This is a genomic window from Streptomyces sp. NBC_00250, from assembly GCF_036192275.1.
In the GTDB taxonomy this organism is placed as follows: domain Bacteria; phylum Actinomycetota; class Actinomycetes; order Streptomycetales; family Streptomycetaceae; genus Streptomyces.
Genome location: NZ_CP108088.1, coordinates 394,564 through 417,969, shown reverse-complemented (window position 1 = coordinate 417,969; position 23,406 = coordinate 394,564). Strand labels below are relative to the sequence as shown.

The window sequence follows — 23,406 nt, the reverse complement described above, 5'->3', positions numbered from 1 at the left end:
AGTGCAGCAATGGGCCGCCAAGATCCGTTGTACGGAGCGTGACTTCGGCGCTAGGACTTCTGCCTATGGCCAAGAACCCACGAAGAAGCCGACGCCTGGCGGCGGCCACGGTCACCACCGTCGCGCTGGCCGGGACGCTCACCGCGACACCCGGCGCCGCGACCGCGAAGTCACCCGACCCGAACCAGCGGGTCATCGTCGAGCTGTCCGGAGACGCAGCCGTGGCAGCCGCCCCAGGCGGCTCGCTCACCTCCCTGACCGCCGGCACCGCCTCCGCCGTCGGCGATGCCCGACGGGCCCTGGCGGCACGGCAGGACGCCTTCGTCAGGACGGTGGGGAAAGCCGGACTGCACCCCGCCTCGCCCCGCAGACTCGGCCTGCTCGTCAACGCCGTGGCGATGACGGTGCCCGCCTCCGAGACGGCGCGGCTGGCCGCGTTGCCGGGCGTCGTCGCCGTCCGGCCCGACACCCGGATACAGGTGCGCACGGACATCAGCGTTCCGCTGACCGGTGCGCCCGAGGTCTGGAAGCGCGAGGACCCGGCCGGTGTGAAGGCCACCGGCAAGGGCACCGTGGTGGCGGTCCTGGACAGTGGCGTGGACTACGGCCACCCCGACCTGGGCGGTGGCTTCGGCAAGGGGCACAAGGTCGTCGGCGGCTTCGACTTCGCCAACGGCGACGACGACCCGATGGACGACAACGGTCACGGCACCCACGTCGCGGGCATCATCGCGGGCAAGGCGGTCAGGAAGGGAGGCGTCACCGGCATGGCGCCCGACGCGCGCCTGCTGGCCTACAAGGTCATCGGCGCCGACGGCAGCGGCTACACCTCCGACATCATCGCCGGCATCGAGGCGGCGGCCGACCCCGCCAACCCCCAGCGGGCCGACGTCATCAACATGAGCCTCGGCGGCCCCGGTGACGGCACCGACCCGCTGGGCCGCGCGGCGACCGCCGCCGTGCGGGCCGGAGTGGTCGTCGTCGCCGCGGCCGGCAACGACGGTCCCGGCAGCGGCACCGTCAACACTCCGGCGTCGGCCGACGGCGTCATCGCGGTCGGCGCCTCCACCAGCGGGCTGCGGATACCCAGCGCGTACCTGGCGGGCAAGGAGCCCGAGCTGATCCAGACGTACCGGGGCGTCCTGTCTGCGAACCCGCCTCGGGAACCGGTCACCGCGCCGCTCGTGGACGTCGGCGCGGGCACGGCCGAGGACTGGAAGCGGGTCGGTGACGTACGGGGCAAGATCCTGCGGGCCGACATCCTCGTCGCGCCCAGTACGGATGTCCTGAGCCAGAGCGACATCGACTGGGCGCGCGAAGCCGAAGAGCGCGGCGCGCTCGCAGTGCTCGGCGGCCTTCCGGCCGGGGGCGGACCCGTGCTCGCCGCCACCCCGGGAACGGTCGGCGCCACGACCACCCCCGCCCGCCCCGACCTCACCCGGACCGCCGCCTCCGGCGACTCGCTGCGCATGGACCGCCTGGTCGTCATGGGCATCGACACGACCCAGTACGCCCAGCTGAGCCGCGAACTGGCCGCTGGGAAGGTGTCCGTCACCCTGCGCGGCACCGACTCCACCGACCAGATCGCCTCGTTCTCGGCGCGCGGACCCGGCACCGGCTTCGGCCTCAAGCCCGACCTGGTCGCACCCGGCGTGGAGATCCGCTCCACCATCCCCACCTCGATGTACGCACCCGGTGTCTACCGCATGTCGGGCACCTCGATGGCGAGCCCGCACGTCGCCGGAGCCGCCGCCCTGCTGCGCCAACTGCGCCCGGACCAGGACCCCGACGAGATCAGGTCCGCGCTGGTCGGCACCGCGAAGCAGCTCGCCGGCACCGGCCCCACCGCCCAGGGCAACGGACGGCTCGACGTGGCCGCCGCAGCGTCGGCCACCCTCAGCGCCTCCCCGACGACCGTGTCGTTCGGCCTCGCCGGCCTGTCGGACAGGACCGTCGGCGGCACCGCGCAGGTACGCCTGGCCAACCCCGGCAGGACACCGCTGACCGTCACCCTCAGCAGTACCGGGCCCACCGCCGTGTCTCCGCCGCGTGTGACCGTCCCTGCCGAGGGGTCGGCAACCGTCGACGTCACCCTGCGTGCAGACCGCCCGGCCACCGACACGGAGATCAGCGGCCGGATCACGGCCACCCCCGTGCGAGGCCCGGCCCTCCGGGTGCCGTACCTGCTTGTCGTCCGGCACCTGGTCGTCCAGGCGTCCCCCGACCCGAGCGACGGCCGCTCCACCGTGCACATCGCCGCCCCGGCCGCCCTGAACGCGCCGCCGGAGATCAGGGTCACGCCGCCGCACGGCAAGGCCTTCACCCTGCCCACCACCATGAACGGCGCCAGCTACTACCAGGCCGACGTGACCGGGAAGGCGGCCGGCGCCTACCGGTTGGCCGTGCGGGCCACGACCACCGACGGCCGGCGGATCACCGGAACCGGCGCCTTCGAGGTCACCCCCGCCGACAGCCGCGGCAACCGCTGGGAGCCCATCGGCCCGAACAGCGAGGCCGGTCACGTCGCGCTCTCGCCCGCCCGGCCGAAGCAGGCCGTGGTGACCCAGTTCCGGAAGGCCGCCCCCTGGCTGACCACCGACGGCGGCGCCAACTGGCGCCAGGTGGGCAGGCTGCCGATCGCCGACGGCAACGGCACCGGAGCGGTCGTGGTCGACGCCCGCCGCCCCGATCGCTGGTGGTACGCCGTGAACACGGCCGCCGACCCCACCCGCCGGGGCACGATCCTGCGTACCGATGACAACGGCCGAACCTGGCGCAAGCTCGACGTGCCCGACGCGCACATCGACGAGTTCGTCGCGGACGAGCAGACCCGTACCCTCGCCGCGATCGTCGACGACACACTGCTGGTCAGCACGGACGCGGGCGACAGCTGGGCGGCGTACCCCACCGGCGTGACCGGTGACGTCCGCGACGCGACCCTCGTCGGCGACACCCTGTACCTGACGACCTTCGACGGCGTCTGGCGGATCGACGGCGTAGGCAAGGGCGACCCTGGTACGGCGCACCTCGTTCTCGACGAGCCCGTGAGCACCATCCGCGGCATGGCGGCCGACTCCACCGTGGTGGCGGCCTACGTCCCCGGTACGGGCGTCCGCGGCTCCTACGACAAGGGCCGCACCTGGTCCACCCTGCTGCCCCTGACGGAGGGCGGCAACGGACTGTCCGCCTCCGGTGGCGACCTGTACCTGCGCGCGCTGTTCGGCGCCGGGCAGGTGAGCCACGACCACGGCAAGACCTGGAAGCCCGTGCCCGCCCCCTCGAAGGCCGCCATCGCGATGGACTACGACCGCTGGGCCGACGGCTCGGTGACCGTTTCCAGCGAACAGGACGGCCTGTACCGCGGCTCCGCCGACGGCACCGGATACCGGAGGATCGGCGTCCAGGGCCTGACCACCTTCGCCCTCGCGGCCGGCGGCGACCAGCTGCTCGCCGGAACGGTGAGCGGCACCTACCGCACCGCGATCCCTGTCGCCGGCCCCGAGTGGGGCCAGTCCGGGGCGGAGGGCAGGACCGGTCGCCTCACCTCGCACATCGCAGTGTCGCCCGAGGACACCAAGGTGGTGTGGCAGGTCCGGCGCACCGCGACCGGGCTCTTCGAGGTCTCCCGCAGCGGTGACGCCGGCCGGACCTGGCAGGTGAAGGGCACGTCGTCGGAGATACCGACCTCGATCCTGGTCCACCCGGCCGACCCGGACCGGGTGGCGATCAGCTTCAGGAGCATTTTCGGCGACGGGCTGTTCGCGACGTCCGACGGCGGCAGGACGTGGAAGAACCTCTTCCACGAGAGGTCCTTCGATGCCATGGCCGGTGACCCGCGCGACCCGCGGCGCCTCTGGCTCGGCAACGCTTCGGGCCTCTACCGCTCGGACGACGGCGGCGTCACCAAGACCAAGGTCGCCGAGGGCCCCGTCTCCGCGATCGTGATGGATGGCCGACGCCTGGTCGTCGGCGGATCGTCCGTCCGGGTCAGCACCGATGACGGCAGGACCTTCCGCACCGCCGACACCGGCCCGCTCGTGCTCCACGTCTCGGACCTGCTGCGGGTGAACGGAGCGCTCTACGCGGCCACCGCCGGCTCCAGGCAGTCCGGACTCGTCCAAGGCGGCCGGGGTGTACTGCGCAGCACCGACAACGGCCTCACCTGGGAGAACATCTCAAGCGGCCTGCAGAACACCGACACCACGAGGCTGGCCGCCGCCCCCGACGGCCGCACGCTCTACGTCGGCACGGTCGACGGCGGGGTGCACCGCCTGAAGCTACGCCGCTGACCCACCGCGCGCATGACGCGTGTGACCGCATGACCGGCGCGAGCGTCGACCCGGCCCGGAACTCCCGGGTCCGGTCGACGCTCGCGCGCGTGGCCGAGCGGGAGAATCTCCCGCAGGCCCCTCTTTCTGTGGCTCCAGAAGAAGCCGAGCTTCTTCGGCGGGTAGCTGACCAGCAGGTTTTTCGTCTGCTGGCGGTACACGCCTCGCATGTCCCCTGACCGCGGAAACGGCCGCGATTCGGCCAAGCGCAGGCGGCTGGTCCGGGAATGGCCCGGATCTTGGCCGGCACGGAGAGGGCCTCTGACCGATGGCGCGAGGCGGCGGCGAGTTGGCACACAGCGAGGGGGATCCCGCGTCTGCGCAGGTAGGCGCGGTTGGCCTTGGACGAGGAGGCATGGTCCGCGGCCACCGCCATGGGTCGGGTGCGTGGCCGGCCGAGTGAGCCGGGACCTGGATTCGGCCGAGTGCTGTGGGAATGGAGGGCTGCCCCTGGGGCGGGTGAACTCCCGCTGCTGCAGGGGCGGCGCCTGGGGTCTCGGCGTCGGTGACGAGGGCACCGTCGTATGCCGTGTCCGCTCCCTCCCAGCGCTCAGCGAGGGCAAGGGCGGTCGCCGCTTCGCCCCACATCGCGCCCGACGACCACCCACTCATCATCAGGGAGCGGGGTCCGGGGAAAGGTGGATCCGGGCCGCTACCGGAAGGTGGTCGCTGGCCGTCGCGGGGAGGGTCCATGCCGAAGCGGCCCGGACGCCCCCGAGAAGGATCTGGTCGATCCGGACGGCCGGCAGGCGCGCCGGCCAGGTGAAGCCGAAGCCCGCGCCCGCCGAGGCCTGTGCGGAGACGAGACGGTCGGTGAGGGGCCGCAATGCGCGGTCGTCGGTGGAGCCGTTGAGGTCGCCCATGACGACGACGCGCCGGACGGGCTCGGCCCGTACCTCCGCCGCCAGCAGGCCCAGTGCCTCGTCGCGCGCCCCGGCGGTGAATCCGGCCGGGCCCACGCGGACGGACGGCAGGTGGGCGACGTACACGGCCAGCCGCCCGCCGGGCGCGTCGACCGTGGCCCGCATCGCCCGTGTCCACGGCATGATCGGCACGGCCCGCGCGTCCCTCAGCGGATGGACGCTCCACAGGCCCACCGTGCCCTGGTAGAAGTGGTACGGGTAGGCCTCCGCCAGGGCCTGCTCGTAGGCGGGCGCCGTGGCCGGGCTCAGCTCCTCCAACGCCAGTACGTCCGCCCCGGCGGCGAGCAGGCTCCGCACGGTTCCCCCGGGGTCGGGGTTGGCCTGGTTGACGTTGTGACTGACCAGCGTGAGGTCCCCGCCGGGGGACGTCTTGTCGGCGAGGACTCCGCCGAAGACCGCCAGCCAGGCCGCCGCCGGCACCACCAGGGCCACCGCCGCCGCCACCTGCGCCCGCCGCAGCAGGGCCGCGGCCACCAGCACGGGCACGACCAGCGCGCTCCAGGGCAGCAGGGTCTCGGCCAGACTGCTCAGCCGTCCGGGCAGCCTGGGGAGCAGCCCGTGGCCCGCGACGCCCACCGCGAGGAGGACGGAGCAGCCCGTGACCGCCGCCCCGCGGCGTCGCCACCACCGGCGGCGCGCCCCGGCGTCCGCCGCGCGGTCCGGGCCGACCGTCGTGCCGCCCGCCCCGGTGGAGGGAAGGGTCCCCGCCGCCGTGCCGTCCGGTGCGGCGGCGGGGACCGGGCGTGTCGTCGCGGTCATCGTCCCCGGCCCTCCGTTCCGGCGGCGGCCAGCCGGTCGCGGACGGCGGTGAGCAGGCCGCGACTGGTGTCGACGGCGGCGCGGAGCCCCTCGGCGGGCGTGGTGTTCGCCCGCTGGTGCAGGACGGCGCCCACCAGCAGCCGGGGCGTACCGCCGACGCGCACCTCGCAGGCCCACAGGAGGTTCCCGCCCGCCGGTGTGCTGGAGCCGGTCTTCACGCCGAGGACGCCCGGGGTGTCCAGCAGGGGATTGGTGTTGGTGATCGTCCCGAGGCCGGGGACGGTGGTCTCGCGGGTGGCCACGACCGCCCGGAAGACAGGGTCCTCCATCGCGGCCCGCGTCAGCCGCACCTGGTCGGCCGCGGTGCTCGTGGTCGTCGGCTCGATGCCGCTCGCCCCCGTGTAGACCGTGTCCTTCATGCCGAGCCGTCCGGCGGCGCGCCGCATCTTCACCACGAAGGCAGCCTGGCTGCCGGAGTCCCAGCGGGCCAGCAGACGGGCGACGTTGTTGCCGGAGGGGATCAGGAGCAGTTCCAGGAGCCGGCGCTGGGAGTAGCGTTCGCCAGGCCGTACGGGGACGGTCGACTCGCCGCCGACTCCCGCCTCGTGCGCGGCCGTCCGGTCCACTTCGATCAGGGGGCCTTCCTCGTCAGGCCGCAGCGGGTGCTCCTCCAGGATGACGTAGGCGGTCATCACCTTCGTCAGGCTCGCGATCGGCACTGGCCGCCGCCCGCCCCGCTCGCCCAGCGAACCGGTCCCTTCGAGGTCGACGGCGCTCTGGCCGTCCCGCGGCCACGGGAGCGGGCCGATGTCGGAAACCGGCCTTCGCTCGTCACCCGGCGTCGGAGGCGCGCCGGAGGGGGAGGCGACGGCGATGCCCAAGGCCGTCAGCAGGGCCAGGAACAGGGCACCGCCGACGAGGCGGTGACGGGGGGTACGGGGAACGGGCACGGGCCGCCTCCAGGGGCTGCGGTACGGGATCGGTACGGCAGCAAGACTCCGGGGACGAGGTCTCCGTCCCACGGTCGGAAGAGCGCGGCCCGCGCTCGGGAACCCATCGGTCGTGTATCAACGGGGCGGCGAGTGGACGTGCGCCAGCCGGCGCGTTCGACGCATCGGCGGGGGCGGGTCGGGGCCCCGGCTGGAAGAGCGGAGGGGGTGCGCATCGCGCCGGGCGGCCGTCCCGGCGAAGGCGATCGATACGGGACGGCCTCGTCGGCGGACGGAGCCGTCCCCGGACGGCGGAGCCACGCACCGGCGGGCCGTCCGAAGCGCGGGGACGTACGCCGACAGGTGACCGTCGAGGACCGTGCGTCGGCATGCAGGCCGTACCGGTACGTACCCCGACAGGCGGACCTCCCGGGACGCCGAGGAGCGTCCCGCGGCGGGCAGGCCGTCCCGGTACGGCCGGGTCACCCGCCGGCGGGCGGTCCAGGGACGCGGTCACGCCTCGGACGGTGGCCCGTCCTGGGGCAGGGTCAGGGTCGCGACCGCCCCTCCGTCCGGGGCGTTGGCGAAGTCCAGGGTCGCCCCGATCACCCTCGCCTGGCCGGACGCGATCGTCAGGCCCAGGCCGTGCCCGTGCCCCCGCTCGGCCGTGCCCGTACGGAACCGCTGGGGGCCGTGGGACAACAGGTCGGCCGGGAAGCCGGGGCCGTGGTCCCGGACGGTCACCGTCCGACCGGCGACGGCGACTTCCACCAGGCCCGCGCCGTGCCGGTGGGCGTTGACGACGAGGTTGGAGACGATACGGTCCAGGCGCCGGGGGTCCGACTCGACCACCGCCGTCTCCCGTTCGGTCACCCGTGCCGCGAGGCCCGTCCGCGCCACCGAGTCCCGGACGAGGGCGGCCAGGTCGACCGGTCCCGGCTGGGACGTCTCGGCGCCCGCGTCGAGACGGGAGATCTCGAGGAGATCCTCCACCAGGTCCCGCAGCACCTGCACCCGGCTCTGGACCATGTCCGTCACCTCGCCCTCGGGCAGCAGGTCCGCCGAGGTGACCAGACCCATCAGCGGGGTGCGCAGCTCGTGTGCGACGTCGGCGGTGAAGCGCTGCTCGGTGTCGATCCGCTGCTGGAGGCTGTCGGCCATCGAGTCCACCACGGCTGAGATCTCGGCGACCTCGTCGCCCCCGCGGACCGTCCCCGTCCGGGCGTCGAGGTCGCCCGCCGTGATGCGGCGGGCCGTGCGGGCCACCCGGCGCAGCCGCCGGGCGGGGAGTTCCGTCGCCAGGGCCGTGGCGGGGACGACGACGCCCAGGGTGAGCAGCGAGTACTTCCACATGTGACGGTCCAGGGCCTGCCGGGTCAGCAGGTCGGCGGTCATGTCGACCTCGACCGCGTACAACTTCCCGCCCTCCCGCCGGGCCGCCCAGAACACGGGGGCCGGTGGCTCGTTCTCGTAGAGCGTGGCCTCGCCGTCGTGCTCGACCTGCCGCAGCAGGGCCTCGGGCAGCTCCCCCGGGGAGGCCCGGGGGCCATCCTCACCCGCGGCCGCGGCCTCCTCTCTGGCCTTCGCCAGGGCCGTGACGGCTCTGCCCGCGCCCTCGTGCATGGACCGCCGCAGCACCGAGTCGTGCACCAGCACGCCGACCGTCAGCGCCATCGAGGCACAGGCCAGCGCCACCAGGAGGACGATCTTCCAGCGCAGCGAGCGGGAGTGCGGCACCAGGCCCGCGACCGCTCCCCGGGGACCCCGGCTCACCGCTTCCACTTGTAGCCGAAGCCCCGGACCGTCTCGACTCGCTCGGAGCCGATCTTCTTGCGCAGTCGCTGCACGCACAGGTCGACGACCCGGGTGTCGCCGTCCCAGCCGTAGTCCCACACCTCGCGCAGCAGGGTCTGACGGTCCAGCACGATTCCTGGGTGCGCTGCGAATTCGAGCAGCAGCCGCAGCTCGGTCGGGGCGAGCGCGATCCGCTCGCCGCCCCTGCGGACCTCCAGGGCCGCGGGGTCGAGGGAGAGGTCACCGAAGACCAGCGGGGCGGCCGGCTCCGCGGGGCCGGCCGGTTCGGCCGCCGGGGGTACGAAGGCGGCCCGGCGCAGCAGCGAACGGATCCGCGCCACCAGGACGGCGGTGTCGACGGGCTTCACCACGTAGTCGTCGGCCCCCGCCTCCAGGCCGGACACCACGTCGAGGGCGTCGCCGCGCGCCGACATCATCAGGATCGGGTCCGTGGCCGTCTCCCGGATGCGCCGGCACAGCCCGATGCCGTCCAGGCCCGGCAGCATCACGTCGATCAGCATCAGGTCGTGCCGCCCCTCCCGGAAGAGTTCGAGCCCGGTCAGGCCGTCGGCCGCGACGAGCACGCGGTAGCCGTAGCGCTCCAGGGCCATCGCGACGGACCGCCGGATCACCTCGTCGTCCTCGACGAGCAGGATCGTCACGGGCGCGGGCGCGGGCGCGGGCGGGGGCACGGCATCAGGCATGTACATCCCTCGGGGCACGGGACGGGAAAGGTCCTCCATCATGCCTCACCCTCCCGCACCCCCGGCGGCGCGGGAGGGCTGTCGGCACGCCCCCGACCTGGTCTGATACCCGCCTGATACACCACCGCGCGGGGGCCGACGCACATCCGAGCCGGTACGGACACGGAGACGGCGCGCCTGACACCGGCGCCGCGACAGCCGCTCCGGAGCCCACCGTCGCCGGACGAGTGACGTCGGTTGCCCCGACGGCGTCGTCACCCTGTCGGAAGGTGCGCTCGCCGCGCCGTCCGCACGCACGTCGTGACGCAGGGCCTCCACGACCTGTCGGCCGGCGCCGCACCAGAAGCACCGGCCTGGACGTCGACAGGTGGGCGGTCTGCACCGGGTGCCCGGTCACCCGGGGTGATCGGCCGCGGGCCGGGCGGCGAGGTCGTCGCCGACCGGGTCGTCCGGTCCGGGCTGACCGCCGCCGTCGTCCGCGGCTAAAGCGTGTTGCAGAAGGCCTCGGTGCGGGCATTTCCCCTGTATGCGTGGGGTGTTGAGGGCTGAAGCGTTGTGGGTGGAGACGTTCACCGGTCTGCGGATGCGGCAGTTCGAGTGGCTGGTGAAGGTGGTCCGGGAACGCGGTGGCAACGGTCCTGGCGGTGGCCGGCCGTGGTGTCTGCCGCTGGCCGACCGGGTGTTGCTGGTGGCCGTGTACTACCGCACGAACCTCACCATGCGGCAGCTCGCGCCGCTGTTCGGCTGCTCGCCCGCGACGGTGTGCCGGGTCATCCAGCGGCTGCGGCCGCTCGCCCGGCCGACTCGGTGGAACGCTTGTGGATCGTGGACGGCACGCTGATCCCGGTCCGGGACCGGAAGACCGGAGCGTCCTCGCGTAACTACCGGTTCTCGGCGAACGTGCAGGTCACCGTCGACGCCGACACCAAGCTGGTGATCGCCGCGGCCCGGCCGGCACCGGGCAACACCGCGGACGCGAGGGCATGGCGGGACTCCGGCCTGGCCCAACGCTGCGAAGGCGTGACCGTGCTGGCCGACGGCGCCTACGTCAACACCGGGCTCGTCGTCCCGCACCGCAAACGGCCCGGACGGGCCCTGCTGCCGGGCGAGGAGGAGGACAACGCCGAGCACCGTAAGGTCCGTGCCCGCGTCGAGCACGCCTTCGCCCGCATGAAGCACTACAAGATTCTTCGCGACTGCCGTCAGCGCGGCACCGGTCTCCACCACGCGGTGCAAGCGGTCGCCCACATGCACAACCTCGCCATGGCCACGTGAACAGACCGGCCTCGAAACCGGCCCTGACCTGCCCGGACACAACCTTCTGCAACACGCTTTAGCCGCGGACGACGGAGACCCGATATCGGGGCCTTGCGCAGCCACTTGCATGTGACCAGTACGGGTCATGGGAGTGGAGGTGTGGGCTCGAGTCGTACCCGATTCGGGCGGTGGCGCGGGTTCCCGCCGGGTCAGGCTGGGCAGAATGAGGGACCTACGCGACCGTCGGCCTTGCGGGTGAGCAGGTTGATGCAGGGTGTGGGAGCGGGGCGTGAAGCTGGGCGTCCGACGTGAACGACGCTGTGCTGACGGAGCTCGTCGCCGCGGGGGCCGCGATCGGCGGCGGAGCGGCTGACGGGGTGTTCGCCTTCGCTGCCGCGAAGCGGCAGGCCGCTGCCGCCTGGGAGGCCGGCTGACAACAGGCGGCCGCCTGGGACGCGGGTCGGCTCCAGGCCACAGCGCAGCTCGACCTGTCCCGTCGGACGCTCACGGAACAGGCGCTGACGAACCAGAGGGCGGTGCGGCGGGCGGCATACGTGACGTTCCTGGGCCGTACCGATAGCACTCAACTGGCTCTGGCGGCTTGGCAGAGCGCCATCGGCACGGCGGACGAGTCGCCACGCCGAAGGGAGTACGAATCGGCGCTGGCGGCGGTGGGGGAGGTGCTCGGCAAGCGCCGCACAGCCGACTGGTTGTGCGGCGCCCGCGAGGTCGACGAGCTTGCCGTGGCGAGCCGCGCCCGGGGCGCGGGGATCGACGCCCAGCTGCTGGACGCGGTCACCGCCGGCCGGGGACCGTCTCTGCCACGTCCGGACGGCGTGGCAGACTGGCGGCTCACGCAGCAGCGGTGAGCGGGGGTTGATCCGGTTGGGGCTGGAGATCGAGAGCCGCCCTTCGGAGCTGCCGCACATCGAGCGGGTCTGGCGCAGCCGAAGCGATGACGTGGGGCGGATGACGTCGATCGCGAACGCGCACTGGGAGCTCGTCTTCTGGGAGCACGACGGCCGGGTGCAGGCTGCGGTACTCGGCCCGGAGCCCAAGGCCAGCGTGGCGCCCGTCCCGAAGGACGCCACGTTCTTCGGCATCAGCTTCGCCGTCGGTACTTCGATGCCGCACGTACCGATCAGTCGGCTGGTCGGCAGCGGTGTGGAGATTCCCGACGTCACGCGGCGGTCCGTGTGGCTGAGGGGCTCGGCGTGGCACGTGCCCGATTACGACAATGCGGAGGCATTCGTACGGCGCCTGGTACGCGAGGGCATCGTGGACCGCGACCCGATCGTGCCCGCCGTCCTCGACGGGGCGGTTCCCGACGTCTCCGAACGCACCCTCCAGCGGCGTTTCGCCGCCGCGACGGGCCTCACCCAGGGCGCCATAGGGCAGATCCACCGTGCCCGCCAGGCGGCGGTACTGATCCAGGAGGGCGTTCCGGCACAGGACGTCGTACACCGGCTGGGGTACTTCGACCAGCCGCACCTGGCACGGTCCCTGACCCGATACATCGGCCGCACCGCCACTCGGCTGAGCGCCCCGGACACGGCCGAGCCGCTGTCGCTTCTGTACAAGCCCTCGCCCTCGGCGCCCGCATAGCCTTCCTGACGCAGCGACAAACCCGTACGTATCATGGAGGAATCATGCGCAAGGTCGTTTCCGGTCTGTTCGTCTCGCTCGACGGTGTCGCCCAGTCGCCGAACGAGTGGCAGTTCGCCTTCGACGAGGAGATGGGCGCCGCGCTGGCGGAGACGCTGGAGACGGCCGACGCGATCCTGCTGGGCCGTGTGACGTTCACCGAGTGGGCCGGGTACTGGCCGACGGTGACCAGCGGGGAGGACGCGGCCTTCGCCAAGTGGATCAACGGCTCGCCCAAGTACGTGGTCTCTTCCACGCTGGACAGCGTCGACGGCTGGGCGAACAGCACACTCGTCCGTGGCGAGCTGGCGACCGCGATCGAGGAGCTCAAGGCGGGCGAAGGGAAGAACATCACCATCGCGGGAAGCCCGACGCTGGTGCGCTCGTTGCTGGAGCTGGACCTCCTGGATGAACTGGTCCTGCTGATCCACCCGGTGGTGGCCGGTGAGGGGCGCAAGAAGCTGTTCGCCGATGATGCCGCCCTGAAGAAGTTGGAGCTGGTGAGTGCCCGGCCCACGAGCAGCGGAGTGATCATCGCGACCTACCGACCGGAGCGCTGAGAGGTCCTCCGTGGGGCCTCTGCGGTGTGCAGGCCGCTGATCTTGAGTGCTTGGCCTGAGGAAATCGGACTGCTCCGCCCCACCGCCGAGGCCCGGCTGCGCCGGGCGGCGTTGTGGGCCGTTCTGGCCTGGGGGGACGCCCCGCGGGGAACTCGGGGCCGCTACTCCGCTCACGTCTCGGCGGTGGCCCAGTGCCGCGCGACGGCCGGCGACCGGCTGCGCGAGGCGCTCCGGCGTTCGGGCCCGGGCGTCCGGAGGCCACGGTCCAGGGCATCACGGTCTGGGGCGAGCACCCCTCACTGAACGGGTCGGACGGATTCGCGCGGGTCGAGCGGCTTGTGCACCCGGTGGGAATCCGGGACTGCTCCGCGGCGGTGAGCGGGAACGACCGCCGTCATACGCGAGCCGGCGCAGAGAACCGGTCCATCCCGCCTCCGGTAGGTCGATCCTGACGGTCTCGCCGGTGGGGCCGGCTCCGCCGCACCACCAGCGGGAGGCGCCTGCCCGGCCGGAACCCGGGCCAGGCGTCTCTCTGTATTCCTAGAAGAACCCAAGCTTCTTGGGACTGTAACTCTGCAATATGTTCTTCGTCTGCTGGTAGTGGTCCAGCATCATGCGGTGGGTCTCGCGGCCGATGCCCGACTGCTTGTAGCCGCCGAAGGCCGCGTGGGCCGGGTACGCGTGGTAGCAGTTGGTCCAGACGCGGCCCGCCTGGATGGCGCGGCCCGCGCGGTAGGCGGTGTTCGTGTCGCGGGTCCAGACGCCGGCGCCGAGGCCGTACAGGGTGTCGTTGGCCGTGCTGATCGCGTCGTCGAAGTCGGTGAAGGAGGTCACCGCCACCACCGGGCCGAAGATCTCCTCCTGGAAGATCCTCATGCGGTTGTCGCCTTCGAACACGGTCGGCTGGACGTAGTACCCGCCCGCCAGTTCGCCGCCGTGCTCGACGATATGACCACCCGTCAGGATCCTCGCGCCCTCCTTCTGCCCGATCTCCAGGTACGAGGCGATCTTGCGGAGCTGCTCGGCCGAGGCCTGGGCGCCGATCATCGTGTCCGTGTCCAGGGGGTGGCCCGGGAGGATCTTCTCCGTACGGGCTACCGCCGCCTCCAGGAACTCGCCGTAGTGGCCGCGCTGGACGAGCGCGCGCGAGGGGCAGGTGCAGACCTCGCCCTGGTTGAGGGCGAACATCGTGAAGCCTTCGAGCGCCTTGTCGCGGAAGTCGTCGTCCGCCGCCCACACGTCGTCGAAGAAGATGTTCGGCGACTTGCCGCCCAGCTCCAGCGTCACGGGCTTCAGGTTCTCGGAGGCGTATCCCATGATCAGCCGACCGGTCGACGTCTCGCCGGTGAAGGCGATCTTGGCGACGCGCGGCGAGGACGCGAGCGGTTTGCCGGCCTCCTCGCCGAATCCGTTGACGACGTTCAGGACACCCGGCGGCAGCAGGTCCGCGACCAGGCTCAGCCAGAAGTGCACCGAGGCCGGCGTCTGTTCGGCCGGCTTGAGGATCACCGCGTTGCCCGCGGCGAGCGCCGGTGCCAGCTTCCAGACCGCCATCAGGATCGGGAAGTTCCACGGGATGATCTGCGCGACGACGCCCAGCGGCTCGTGGAAGTGGTACGCGACGGTGTCGTCGTCGATCTCGCTCAGCGCACCCTCCTGGGCCCGCAGCGCCCCCGCGAAGTAGCGGAAGTGGTCGATCGCGAGCGGGATGTCGGCGGCCAGCGTCTCCCGGACGGGTTTGCCGTTGTCCCAGCTCTCCGCGACCGCGAGCGCCTCCAGATTGCCCTCCATCCGGTCCGCGATCCTCAGCAGGACGGCCGCGCGCTCCGCCGGAGCCGTCCGCCCCCACGCGGGGGCCGCCGCGTGCGCCGCGTCGAGGGCGCGTTCCACGTCCTCGGCCGTGCCGCGCGCGACCTCCGTGAAGGGACGTCCGTCGACCGGGCTCGGGTTCTCGAAGTAGCGACCGAGCGCCGGAGCGACGTACTCGCCTCCGATCCAGTGGTCGTAGCGGGCCTCGTACGACATGATCGCGCCCTCGGCACCGGGTGCGGCGTAACGGGTCATGGGCATGGCCTCCCTGGGACGCGCCGGCCGTCCCTGACCGGCACTCACCGGCGAGTGTGCGGACCCGGACGTTGCAAGACCGTTGCGCCGGCGGACAGTTCCGCCTCCAACGCGTCCAGGCGTGCCCGTACGGGCGGGAGTCGGGACGCCGGAACCGCCGCGCACAACGCGTGCCAGACGACCCGATCGTCCTCGCCCCAGGCGCTGTACGCCCAGTCGGCGAGCAGCCCCGGATCGCCCCTGTCCACGAGCGCCGCCCGCAGCCGGTCCGCGAGCCGCTCCCGCAGCCGTACGACCCCGGGGGCGGACGAGGAGGGCAACAGCGGACCCGCGTACTCCCCGGCCGCCGCCGCCACGCCCCCCGAGGCGAGCCGCCGGTCCACCGCCGCGAAGTCCGCGTCCACCACACCCGCAAGGCGGTACGGACGCGACCGCACCAGATCCGGACCCAGCAGCGCCCGCAGCCGGGACAACTCCGCCCGCAACGTCACCGGAGTGACCGACTCGTCCTCGTAGAGCAGCATGAGGAGCTCCTCGCCGCCCACTCCCTCCGGGCGGTGCGCGAGCAGCACCAGGATCTCGCTGTGGCGGCGGCTCAGCCGGATCCGCCGGCCGCCGGTCGAGAGCAGCGCCTCGTCGCGTCCCAGCGCCGCGAGGCTGAGCCTGCCCGCCTCCGGGACCGGCCCGAGAAGCGCCAGCTGTGACTCGGCCGCCCGCGCCACCGCCTGGACGAAGCCGAGACTGTGCGGGTGCGCGAGCCGCCGCCCGCCCGTGATGTCGACCGCGCCGAGCACCCGCCCGCTGCGCGGATCGTGCACGGGCGCGGCGGCGCACGTCCACGCCCGCACCGGGTGCCGGAAGTGTTCGGCTGCGACCACCTGCACCGGGCGGTCGACGGCGAGGGCGGTCCCGGGCGCGTTCGTCCCCGCCGCCGCCTCCGACCAGCGCGCCCCGGCCACGAAGTTCATCCCCCGCGCCTTGCGCAGTGTCGCCGGGTGACCCTCGACCCACAGCATCCGCCCGGCGGCGTCGCAGACCGCGAGCAGATGCTCCCCGTCCGTCGCGTACGCCCCCATCAGCTCCCGGATCACCGGCATCGCCGCCGCCAGCGGATGGCCCTCCCGGTACGCGGCGAGCTCGTCCTCGTCCAGCTCCACCCGGGCCGCGCCGTCCGGGCTCACGCGCGCGCGTGCGGAGCGCCGCCACGACGCGGCGACCAGCGGCCGGACCTGCCCGGAGGTGAGGGACCGGGGCGAGTCGTCGGACGCCCCATCGGGACCGGAGAACGCATCACCAGGCCCGGTGGTTGCATGACCGGGGTCGGAGGATGCCTGACCGGGCCCGGTGGATGCCCCACAGGGCCTGGAGGACGTCTCTCCGGGGGCGGATGGTGCCTCCCCGAGGCCGGCGAGCGCCTCCCCGGGGCCAGGATCCCCTCGGCGTGAATCCGCCGTCTCCGCCCGCCCGGCCACCCACGTATCGCTCAACTCGGCCTCCTCGTCGAGGTCGTCCCGGCCCGTCGGGCTCATCGTGATGCGCGGGGACGCCGTCGACAAGCGGCCGGGCACCCGGTCATGCGCACCCTGTCCGGGACCGGCCCCCGACCGCTCACGTACAGTAGGGCTCGGGCCGTGACTGGCGCTTGAGGTGGATCACCACCGGGGAGCGGCCCGGCGGGAGCGTGCTCCACCGGCGCGACCGTACCGATGCCGTGCGCCTGGGCGAATCACCGGTCAGAGACGACGCCCAGGAGTTGCCATGTCCACCAGCACCGCCGCCCTCATGGACGGCACGGCCCTCGCCCGCCGTACGGTCGAGGAGACCGCCGCCCGGGCCGCCGAGATCACCCGCCGCACCGGCGTCACCCCGTGCCTCGCGACCGTCCTGGTCGGCGCGGACCCGGCCTCCGTGACGTACGTGAAGATGAAGCAGAACCGCTGCGCGAAGGCCGGAATCCGCTCCAAGCACGTCGAGCTCCCCGCCTCCACGACGACCGAGGAACTCGTCGCCGCGATCACCGCGCTCTCCGAGGACCCCGAGGTCCACGGCATCCTCCTCCAGCACCCCGTCGGCCCGCACATCGACGAACGCGCCGCCTTCGAGGCCATCGCCCCGGAGAAGGACGTCGACGGCGTCACCATGGCCTCCTTCGCGGCCATGGGATTCGGCCTGCCCGGCTTCGTCTCCTGCACGCCCGGCGGCATCATGCGCCTCCTCGACGCCTACGACGTCGAACTCCGGGGCAAGCGCGCGGTCGTCGTCGGCCGCAGCGCCATCCTCGGCAAGCCGGCCGGGCTGCTCCTCCTCGGCCGCGACGCCACCGTCACCTACTGCCACTCCCGCACCGAGGACCTCTCCTCCGTGGTCCGCGAGGCCGATGTCCTCGTGGCTGCCGTCGGCAAGCCGAACTTCATCAAGGGCGCGGACATCAAGCCCGGCGCCGTCGTCGTCGACGCCGGCTACAACCCGGGCAACGTCGGCGACGTCGACTTCGCCTCGGCCGCCGAGCGCGCCTCCCTCATCACCCCGGTCCCCGGCGGTGTCGGCCCCATGACCATCGCCGTGCTCCTCGCCCAGACGGTCGAGGGCGCGGAGCGTCAGCTCGGCCTGTAGGGGCGGTTCGTGACGGGGCGACGGAAGGAGCGGGGGGCGGGAGCGCGGTCGGCGATGGTCACGTTTCCGTACAGGCCCCGCTCGGCGTTCCCAAAGGGGTGGCAGCGGAGCCGTCGAGCGGCGAATCTTGACCTTGTGCCACACCCGTCGCCAGCCGCCCCGCCGCCGGACCGCGGGCCGGGCGAACCCGACCCGCCCGGCCAGTCCGACCCGTTCGCCGGCTCCGACCTGCCCGCCCCCTCGGACCGGCTCGGCGTGCCCGACCCGCACGACGCGGAGGACTCGCTCAGCGCCTCCGGCCCGCTCGACGCGCCCGGCCCGCTCGACGCGCCCGGTCCGCGCGGTGCTTCCGGTCCGCACAGTGCCTCCGGTACGAGCTCCGGGATCCGGCCCGCCGCACCTCCGCGGTCCGGTTCCGAGTCCGGTTGGTCGCCCCGCCTCGTCCGGCTCGGCGCGCCCCGCCCAGGACCGGCCGCCCGCCGTGCCCATCGGTTCGGCGTGCCGCTCGTCCCGCTGCTCGTGGCCGCGCTCGTGGCGACCGCTTTCCTGGCCGCTCGGGGCGGAACCGAGCAGAGCCTCTCCACGGCCGGAGGTCCGGGCGGTGACGCGGTCGGCGTGCCGTCGCCCGTGGTCACCGGCGACGGCCGGCCCGAGACCACCCCGCCGGGTGGCGCCTCGGCCGACACGCGCACGGGTGACACCGGGGCAGTCGGCACCCGCACCGCCGACACGCCGACCGCCGACGTGACCTCGGGCGGTACGCGGAGACGTAGCGAGTCCCCCCGCCGGTCGGCTTCCCCCGGGGAGGGCACGTCCGCGTCGCCGTCCGGCGCCGAGAGCACCACCACCCGGCCCCGGCCCACCGGCTCCGCGGCGGGCGGCGGCGGTGGCTCCCCCCGGCCCGTCTCCTTCGAGGAGCTGCACGCCGGTGACTGCTTCGACATCGACCGCGACGCGCCGGGCACCGCCGTCCGGCGCTCCTGCGACACGCCGCACAACGCCGAACTCGTCGCCCGGCTCCGTCTCACCGGTCTCCACGCGACGGACGCGGCGATCCGCGAGTCGGCCACCCTGCTGTGCCGCGAACCGCTGCGCCGCAAGGCCGCACGGCAACCGCTCGGCACGCGCTGGACCACCTTCGTCCAGTACCCGTACCGGACGAGCTACCTCCTCGGTTCGGACACCGTCGCCTGCAGCCTCGTCGCGCCCTCCGCCGGCGGCGGCACGCTCAGCCACCCGCTCCATTAGGACCGGCGGCGAAGGCCGTCGCGAGGGCCGTCGCCGGATCGCGGTCCGGCGGACCGGCGGGGGACCACCGCGCACCGGACTTGAGGTAAGGCCACCAGCGCCCGTCCTCGCCGAGCCGCAGCTGGGCCTCCGCGCCCACCACCGTCCACCGCGCGCCGCCCGCCCGTCGTAGCACCGGCCGGTCGTCGTCCTCCCAGGCCTCCGCGAGCCTGGCCGCCGCCCAGGCGAGTGCCTCGGTGTCCGGCGTCCACTCCTCCTCCAGTACGGCGAGGGCGGCAGCGCCCCCGAAGCGCCACGCGCGCGTGGCCAGGTCCATCTCCGCCCGCGTCCGGCCCGAGCCGGAGACCAGACGCGCCGCGATCCACGGTGCGGGGGAGTCCGCGGCCAACCGCACCGCGTCCTGAGCGACCGTCAGCGGAGGCGCCGGCACCGGCGCCGTGGCTACGCCGCTCCCACCGCTCGTCCCCCCGGCACGCGGCGGCCCACCGCCCGTACCCCCACTGCTCGCGATGCCGGTGCGCGAACCGACGCCGACCGGCGCGCCGCTGCCCGGCGCTCCGGAGTCGAGCGCCTCGACCAGCATCCGGTACGCGCGGCCCGCCGCGTCCGACGCGAGGAATTCCAGCGCCGCCGGGTCGACCCCGGGCTCCGGATCCGTTTCCGTGTCCAAGGACGGTGACCTGCCCGGCGAGGCCGGAGCGACCGGAGGCGCGGGCAGCGGCGGCAGGAGGAACCCGGCCGCGTAGGCCTCCTCGGCCGACACGCCGGGCATCCCTCCGGTGCCCTCGGCGTCGTCCGTGTCCGGCGTGTCGTCCGCTCCCCGCCCGCCGCGCGCGGCCCGAGACGTACTGCGCGCCTGCAGCTGGTCCAGCAGGGTCCGCTCGCCGCGCCCCCGCATGAGCAGCAGGACGAAGGGATCCTCGTCGAGCAACCGAGCCACCTGGTAGCAGAGCGCCGCCGTGTGCGGGCAGTGGTCCCAGGCCTCGCAGCCGCACTCCGGGTCGAGGTCGCCGATTCCCGGCAGCAGATCGAGCCCGGCCGCCGCCGCGTCCTCGACCAGGTGCGGCGGCATCTCGCGGTCGAGGAGCGCGGCGATGTGCCCCGCGCTGTCCACGGCGAGGTCCAGGAGCCGCTCCCACTCCTCCTCGGAGAACTCCCGCACCAAGACGTCGCTGCGGTATGCCGTGCCGTCGCGGTCCTTGACGACCGCGGTGATGCGCCCGGGCCGTACCGACACGGCGCCCACCGCCCCCGCGCGCGCGTGCCGCCGTCCCGCCTTGAGCTGCTGGCCGTCGAGCGCGGTGTCCTCCAGGGCCTTCAGCCACGCCAGGCCCCACCAGGTCCTGGCGAAGGCCGCACCCTGCGAGGGCGGCAGCGCCGCGAACGTCCGCTCCTCGCCCTCGTGTCCGTACCCGCTCATCGTCCGTCCCCCCGCAGTCGTACGAGCTCCGCCAGCTCGGCATCGGTCAGTTCGGTCAGCTCCGACGGGGTGTCCCCGCCCGTCCCGAGGACGGTGTCCGCCAGCTCGCGCTTGCGGTCGAGCATGGTGGCGATCCGGTCCTCGATCGTGCCCTCGGCGATCAGCCGGTGGACCTGCACGGGGCGGTCCTGCCCGATCCGGTACGCCCGGTCGGTGGCCTGCGCCTCCACGGCCGGGTTCCACCAGCGGTCGTAGTGCACGACGTGTTCCGCCCGTGTGAGGTTGAGCCCCGTACCGGCGGCCTTCAAGGAGAGGAGGAAGACCGGAACCTCGCCTGCCTGGAAACGCGCGACCATCGCCTCGCGCTCGGCGACCGGTGTCCCGCCGTGCAGGAACTGAGTGCGTACGCCCCGCGCTGCGAGGTGCGCCTCCAGGAGCCTGGCCATCCCCACGTACTGGGTGAAGACCAGCGTGCACGCCCCCTCGGCGAGGATCGTGTCCAGCAGCTCGTCGAGCAGCTCCAACTTGCCCGAACGGCCCTCGATCCTCGGACGGTCCTCCTTGAGGTACTGCGCCGGGTGGTTGCAGATCTGCTTGAGACCGGTCAGCAGCTTCACGACCAGGCCGCGCCGCGCCATGCCCTCGGCCTCGGAGATCGCCGCCAGGGTCTCCCGTACGACCGCCTCGTAGAGACCGGCCTGTTCCGGCGTCAGGGAGACGGCCCGGTCGGTCTCCGTCTTCGGCGGCAGCTCGGGTGCGATGCCGGGGTCCGACTTGCGGCGGCGCAGCAGGAACGGGCGGACCAGCGCGGCGAGTCGCGCGGCGGCGGCCGGATCCCGGCCGCCCTCGACGGCGGCGGCGAACCGCGTCCGGAACGCGCCCAGGCTGCCCAGCAGACCCGGCGTGGTCCAGTCGAGGATCGCCCACAGCTCGGAGAGGTTGTTCTCCACCGGTGTGCCGGACAGCGCCACGCGGGCGCGTGCCCCGATGGTCCGCAGCTGCCTGGCCGTCGCCGAGTACGGGTTCTTGACGTGCTGAGCCTCGTCCGCGACCACGAGTCCCCAGCTCCGGGCGGCGAGCCGCGCCGCGTCGAGCCGCATGGTGCCGTACGTGGTGAGCACGAAACCGCCGTCGGCGAGGTCCTCCAGATCACGGGTGGCGCCGTGGAAGCGGCGCACCGGCGTGTCCGGCGCGAACTTCTCGATCTCCCGCTGCCAGTTGCCCATGAGGGAGGTCGGACAGACGACGAGGGTGGGTCCCGCGGACGCCGGGTCGGACTGCCGGTGCAGATGCAGCGCGATGACGGTGATGGTCTTGCCGAGCCCCATGTCGTCCGCGAGACAGCCGCCGAGGCCGAGAGAGGTCATCCGGTGCAGCCAGTCGAGCCCGCGCAGCTGGTAGTCCCGCAGGGTCGCGGTGAGTGCCGGGGGCTGGGAGACCTCCGGGCGGCCGCCCTCGGGTTCGGTGAGCCGCTCCCGCAGCCGCTCCAGCCATCCGGTCGCTGCCACCTCCACGGGCCGGCCGTCGATCTCGGTGGTTCCGGTGAGGACGGCCGAGAGGGCGTCCACCGGGGTCACCGTGCGGTCCTGCTGCGCCCGGGCACTGCGTACTTCGGCGGGGTCGACGAGAACCCAGCGGTCCCGTAGGCGCACCAGGGGCCGCCCGGCCTCCGCGAGCCGGTCGAGTTCGGCGCGGGTCAGCTCCTGATCGCCCACGGCGAAGCGCCAGTTGAAGCCGAGCAGGGCGTCGGCGGAGAGGAAGGAGGGGAGCACGGAGGAGGAACGAGCGTCCTCGGTCTCCTCGTCGGAGCCGAACCCCTTCTCGCGGGAGGCGAGCCCCTCGGCGGAGCCCTTGTCGCCGACGAAGTCCTGCGCTGCGGGCTTCTCCCCGCCCACCGGGCCGATCACCGCACTCGCCGTCAGCCGGTCGGCGAGTTCGCGCGGCCAGTGGACCTGGACGCCCGTCGCGGCGAGGTCGCGGCCCGCCGCGCCGAGCAGCTCCGCGACCTCCTCGTCGACGAGTTCGACGGTGTCGGGTACCGCCGCCGTCAGGAGCGGGGTCAGCGGGGGCCAGGCACGCGCGGCGCGCCGGAGCGCGAGGAGTGCGTCCATCCGGGCCCGGGGGCCGAACGCGGCCGCCGGCCGACCGGAGCCCGCCCACACCTCCGCCGCGTCCGCGACCAGGGTCGGATCGGCGACGGCGTGCAGCTGCAGCACGGCCCGGAAGTCCGGCGCCTTCTCCGACTCGGCGCTGAATCCCGGCAGTTCGAGCCGGAGCGAGAGCCGGACACCCGCGTCGTGCACCGCCGCCACATCGGCGGCCCACGCCCGCTGCTCGGGAACCGGCTGCGGCTCGTCGGCGGCGAAAGCGGGCCCGCCGGCCGCGAGCGGAGCCGCCGGGGTACGGGGCAGGCTGTCCGCGACGGCATCGGCGAAGGCGCGCAGCAGGCCCTCGGGCTGGGGGAGGAGCAGCGGCTCCTCCGGTGAGAGCGGTACGGCGTGCGCCTCGGGCGGCATCGACGCGGCGAGCGTGCGCAGTTCGGCAAGCTCGCCGGGCCCGAGCGGACCGGCCCGCCACGCGTCGACGTCGCCGGGGGTGAGGCCGGGCAGGAGCAGGCCGCGTGCGACGAGGTCGAGGGCGAGGAGAGTGGCGGCACCCCAGAAGGCGCTCGCGGGGGCCGCGGTTTCGGAGAAACGGGCGCGGGCGAGGAGCGGCAGGGCGTCCCGTACGGAGAGGGAGTACGCGGGGACGGTCACCGGCCGGAGGCTCTCCCCGTCCACGACCGTGAGACCGAGTCCGCTGCCGAGGTCGGTCGTTGTGGCTTCCAGGTCCGGCAGCGTGTCGTCGCCGTCCGATGACCAGAAGGCGATCCGTCCGGCGCGGGGCGGATCGGCGGGGAGGAAGACGGCGGAGTGGCGGGTGAGTTCGCGGGAGGGTTCCTGGGCGGGCTCGCGGGCGGGATCATCGGGTCCGTACGACAGCGACAACGCATTCCTCAAATTTGACTACCTGAAGTCCGAGCGGCCGAGGGTACCTCACGGCACCGCCTCGACGTCGTACGTACCTCGCGTGATCCCCACCACAGCCGGAGCGGGGTGGGGATCGCCCTACCCCCGGCCCCCGGCGCACCCCCCGCCGGGCTCGGGTGGTGACGCCATGGCCC

At 73.6% G+C, this 23,406-nt stretch carries 14 protein-coding genes, 3 pseudogenes and 1 riboswitch; of the genes and pseudogenes, 8 read left to right on the top strand and 9 right to left on the bottom strand.

Features of this window, described 5'->3' with window-relative positions; genetic code table 11:
• The first annotated feature begins 65 nt into the window (after positions 1-65).
• A complete protein-coding gene (locus tag OG259_RS01880) occupies positions 66-4,289 on the top strand; it encodes a S8 family serine peptidase (RefSeq protein ID WP_328940557.1) in 4,224 nt (1,407 codons plus the stop codon).
• Positions 4,290-4,623: 334 nt separating this feature from the next.
• Here OG259_RS01880 and OG259_RS01875 read toward each other — a convergent pair.
• From OG259_RS01875 to cseB, 5 genes and pseudogenes are all read right to left on the bottom strand, one after another.
• Positions 4,624-4,725: pseudogene (locus OG259_RS01875) on the bottom strand (IS5/IS1182 family transposase); the annotation flags it as partial.
• Between the two features lie 217 nt (positions 4,726-4,942).
• The gene (locus OG259_RS01870; RefSeq protein WP_328940556.1) at positions 4,943-6,010 is read right to left on the bottom strand and encodes an endonuclease/exonuclease/phosphatase family protein; all 1,068 of its coding nucleotides are present in this window, start codon (positions 6,008-6,010) and stop codon (positions 4,943-4,945) included.
• Complete coding sequence (locus OG259_RS01865; RefSeq protein WP_328940555.1) at positions 6,007-6,960, bottom strand: D-alanyl-D-alanine carboxypeptidase family protein; 954 nt, start codon at positions 6,958-6,960, stop codon at positions 6,007-6,009. Before OG259_RS01865 ends, OG259_RS01870 begins: the two co-directional genes overlap by 4 nt.
• A gap of 492 nt (positions 6,961-7,452) precedes the next feature.
• Entirely contained in the window at positions 7,453-8,712 is a 1,260-nt protein-coding gene (locus OG259_RS01860; protein ID WP_328940554.1) for a HAMP domain-containing sensor histidine kinase, read from the bottom strand.
• Entirely contained in the window at positions 8,709-9,437 is a 729-nt protein-coding gene (cseB, locus tag OG259_RS01855) for a two-component system response regulator CseB (protein WP_328940553.1), read from the bottom strand. Before cseB ends, OG259_RS01860 begins: the two co-directional genes overlap by 4 nt.
• 526 nt (positions 9,438-9,963) lie before the next feature.
• Between cseB and OG259_RS01850 the strand changes: the two are divergent.
• From OG259_RS01850 to OG259_RS01830, 5 genes and pseudogenes are all read left to right on the top strand, one after another.
• A pseudogene (locus OG259_RS01850) lies at positions 9,964-10,712 on the top strand (transposase family protein).
• Positions 10,713-11,002: 290 nt separating this feature from the next.
• Positions 11,003-11,128, top strand: a complete 126-nt coding sequence (locus tag OG259_RS01845) for a hypothetical protein (protein WP_328940552.1) — start codon at positions 11,003-11,005, stop codon at positions 11,126-11,128.
• Between the two features lie 120 nt (positions 11,129-11,248).
• Complete coding sequence (locus OG259_RS41685) at positions 11,249-11,563, top strand: hypothetical protein (protein WP_376486640.1); 315 nt, start codon at positions 11,249-11,251, stop codon at positions 11,561-11,563.
• Between the two features lie 16 nt (positions 11,564-11,579).
• Positions 11,580-12,299: a helix-turn-helix domain-containing protein gene (locus tag OG259_RS01835; protein ID WP_443052110.1), complete on the top strand. Its 720-nt coding sequence runs from the start codon at positions 11,580-11,582 to the stop codon at positions 12,297-12,299.
• A gap of 44 nt (positions 12,300-12,343) precedes the next feature.
• Positions 12,344-12,898: a dihydrofolate reductase family protein gene (locus OG259_RS01830; RefSeq protein ID WP_328940550.1), complete on the top strand. Its 555-nt coding sequence runs from the start codon at positions 12,344-12,346 to the stop codon at positions 12,896-12,898.
• 540 nt (positions 12,899-13,438) lie between these two features.
• On the opposite strand, the gene exaC is transcribed toward OG259_RS01830, so the two are convergent.
• Together exaC and OG259_RS01820 are read right to left on the bottom strand one after the other, a co-directional pair.
• The gene (gene exaC / locus OG259_RS01825) at positions 13,439-14,962 is read right to left on the bottom strand and encodes an acetaldehyde dehydrogenase ExaC (protein WP_328940549.1); all 1,524 of its coding nucleotides are present in this window, start codon (positions 14,960-14,962) and stop codon (positions 13,439-13,441) included.
• A 44-nt stretch (positions 14,963-15,006) separates the two neighbouring features.
• Positions 15,007-16,191: pseudogene (locus OG259_RS01820) on the bottom strand (GAF domain-containing protein); the annotation flags it as partial.
• A gap of 392 nt (positions 16,192-16,583) precedes the next feature.
• Positions 16,584-16,692, top strand: a riboswitch (ZMP/ZTP riboswitch).
• Between the two features lie 28 nt (positions 16,693-16,720).
• Between OG259_RS01820 and OG259_RS01815 the strand changes: the two are divergent.
• Positions 16,721-17,575, top strand: coding sequence for a bifunctional 5,10-methylenetetrahydrofolate dehydrogenase/5,10-methenyltetrahydrofolate cyclohydrolase (locus OG259_RS01815; protein WP_328940548.1), 855 nt, complete (start codon positions 16,721-16,723; stop codon positions 17,573-17,575).
• Positions 17,576-17,710: 135 nt separating this feature from the next.
• On the top strand, positions 17,711-18,823 hold the full coding sequence (locus tag OG259_RS01810; RefSeq protein ID WP_328940547.1) for a hypothetical protein: 1,113 nt from the start codon (positions 17,711-17,713) through the stop codon (positions 18,821-18,823).
• Here the strand turns inward: OG259_RS01810 and OG259_RS01805 are convergent.
• Together OG259_RS01805 and OG259_RS01800 are read right to left on the bottom strand one after the other, a co-directional pair.
• Entirely contained in the window at positions 18,804-20,243 is a 1,440-nt protein-coding gene (locus OG259_RS01805) for an SWIM zinc finger family protein (RefSeq protein WP_328940546.1), read from the bottom strand. The two genes, OG259_RS01810 and OG259_RS01805, sit on opposite strands and share 20 nt — an antisense overlap.
• Complete coding sequence (locus tag OG259_RS01800; protein ID WP_443051897.1) at positions 20,240-23,242, bottom strand: DEAD/DEAH box helicase; 3,003 nt, start codon at positions 23,240-23,242, stop codon at positions 20,240-20,242. The genes OG259_RS01805 and OG259_RS01800 overlap by 4 nt, the downstream gene beginning before the upstream one ends.
• Between the last annotated feature and the right edge of the window lie 164 nt (positions 23,243-23,406).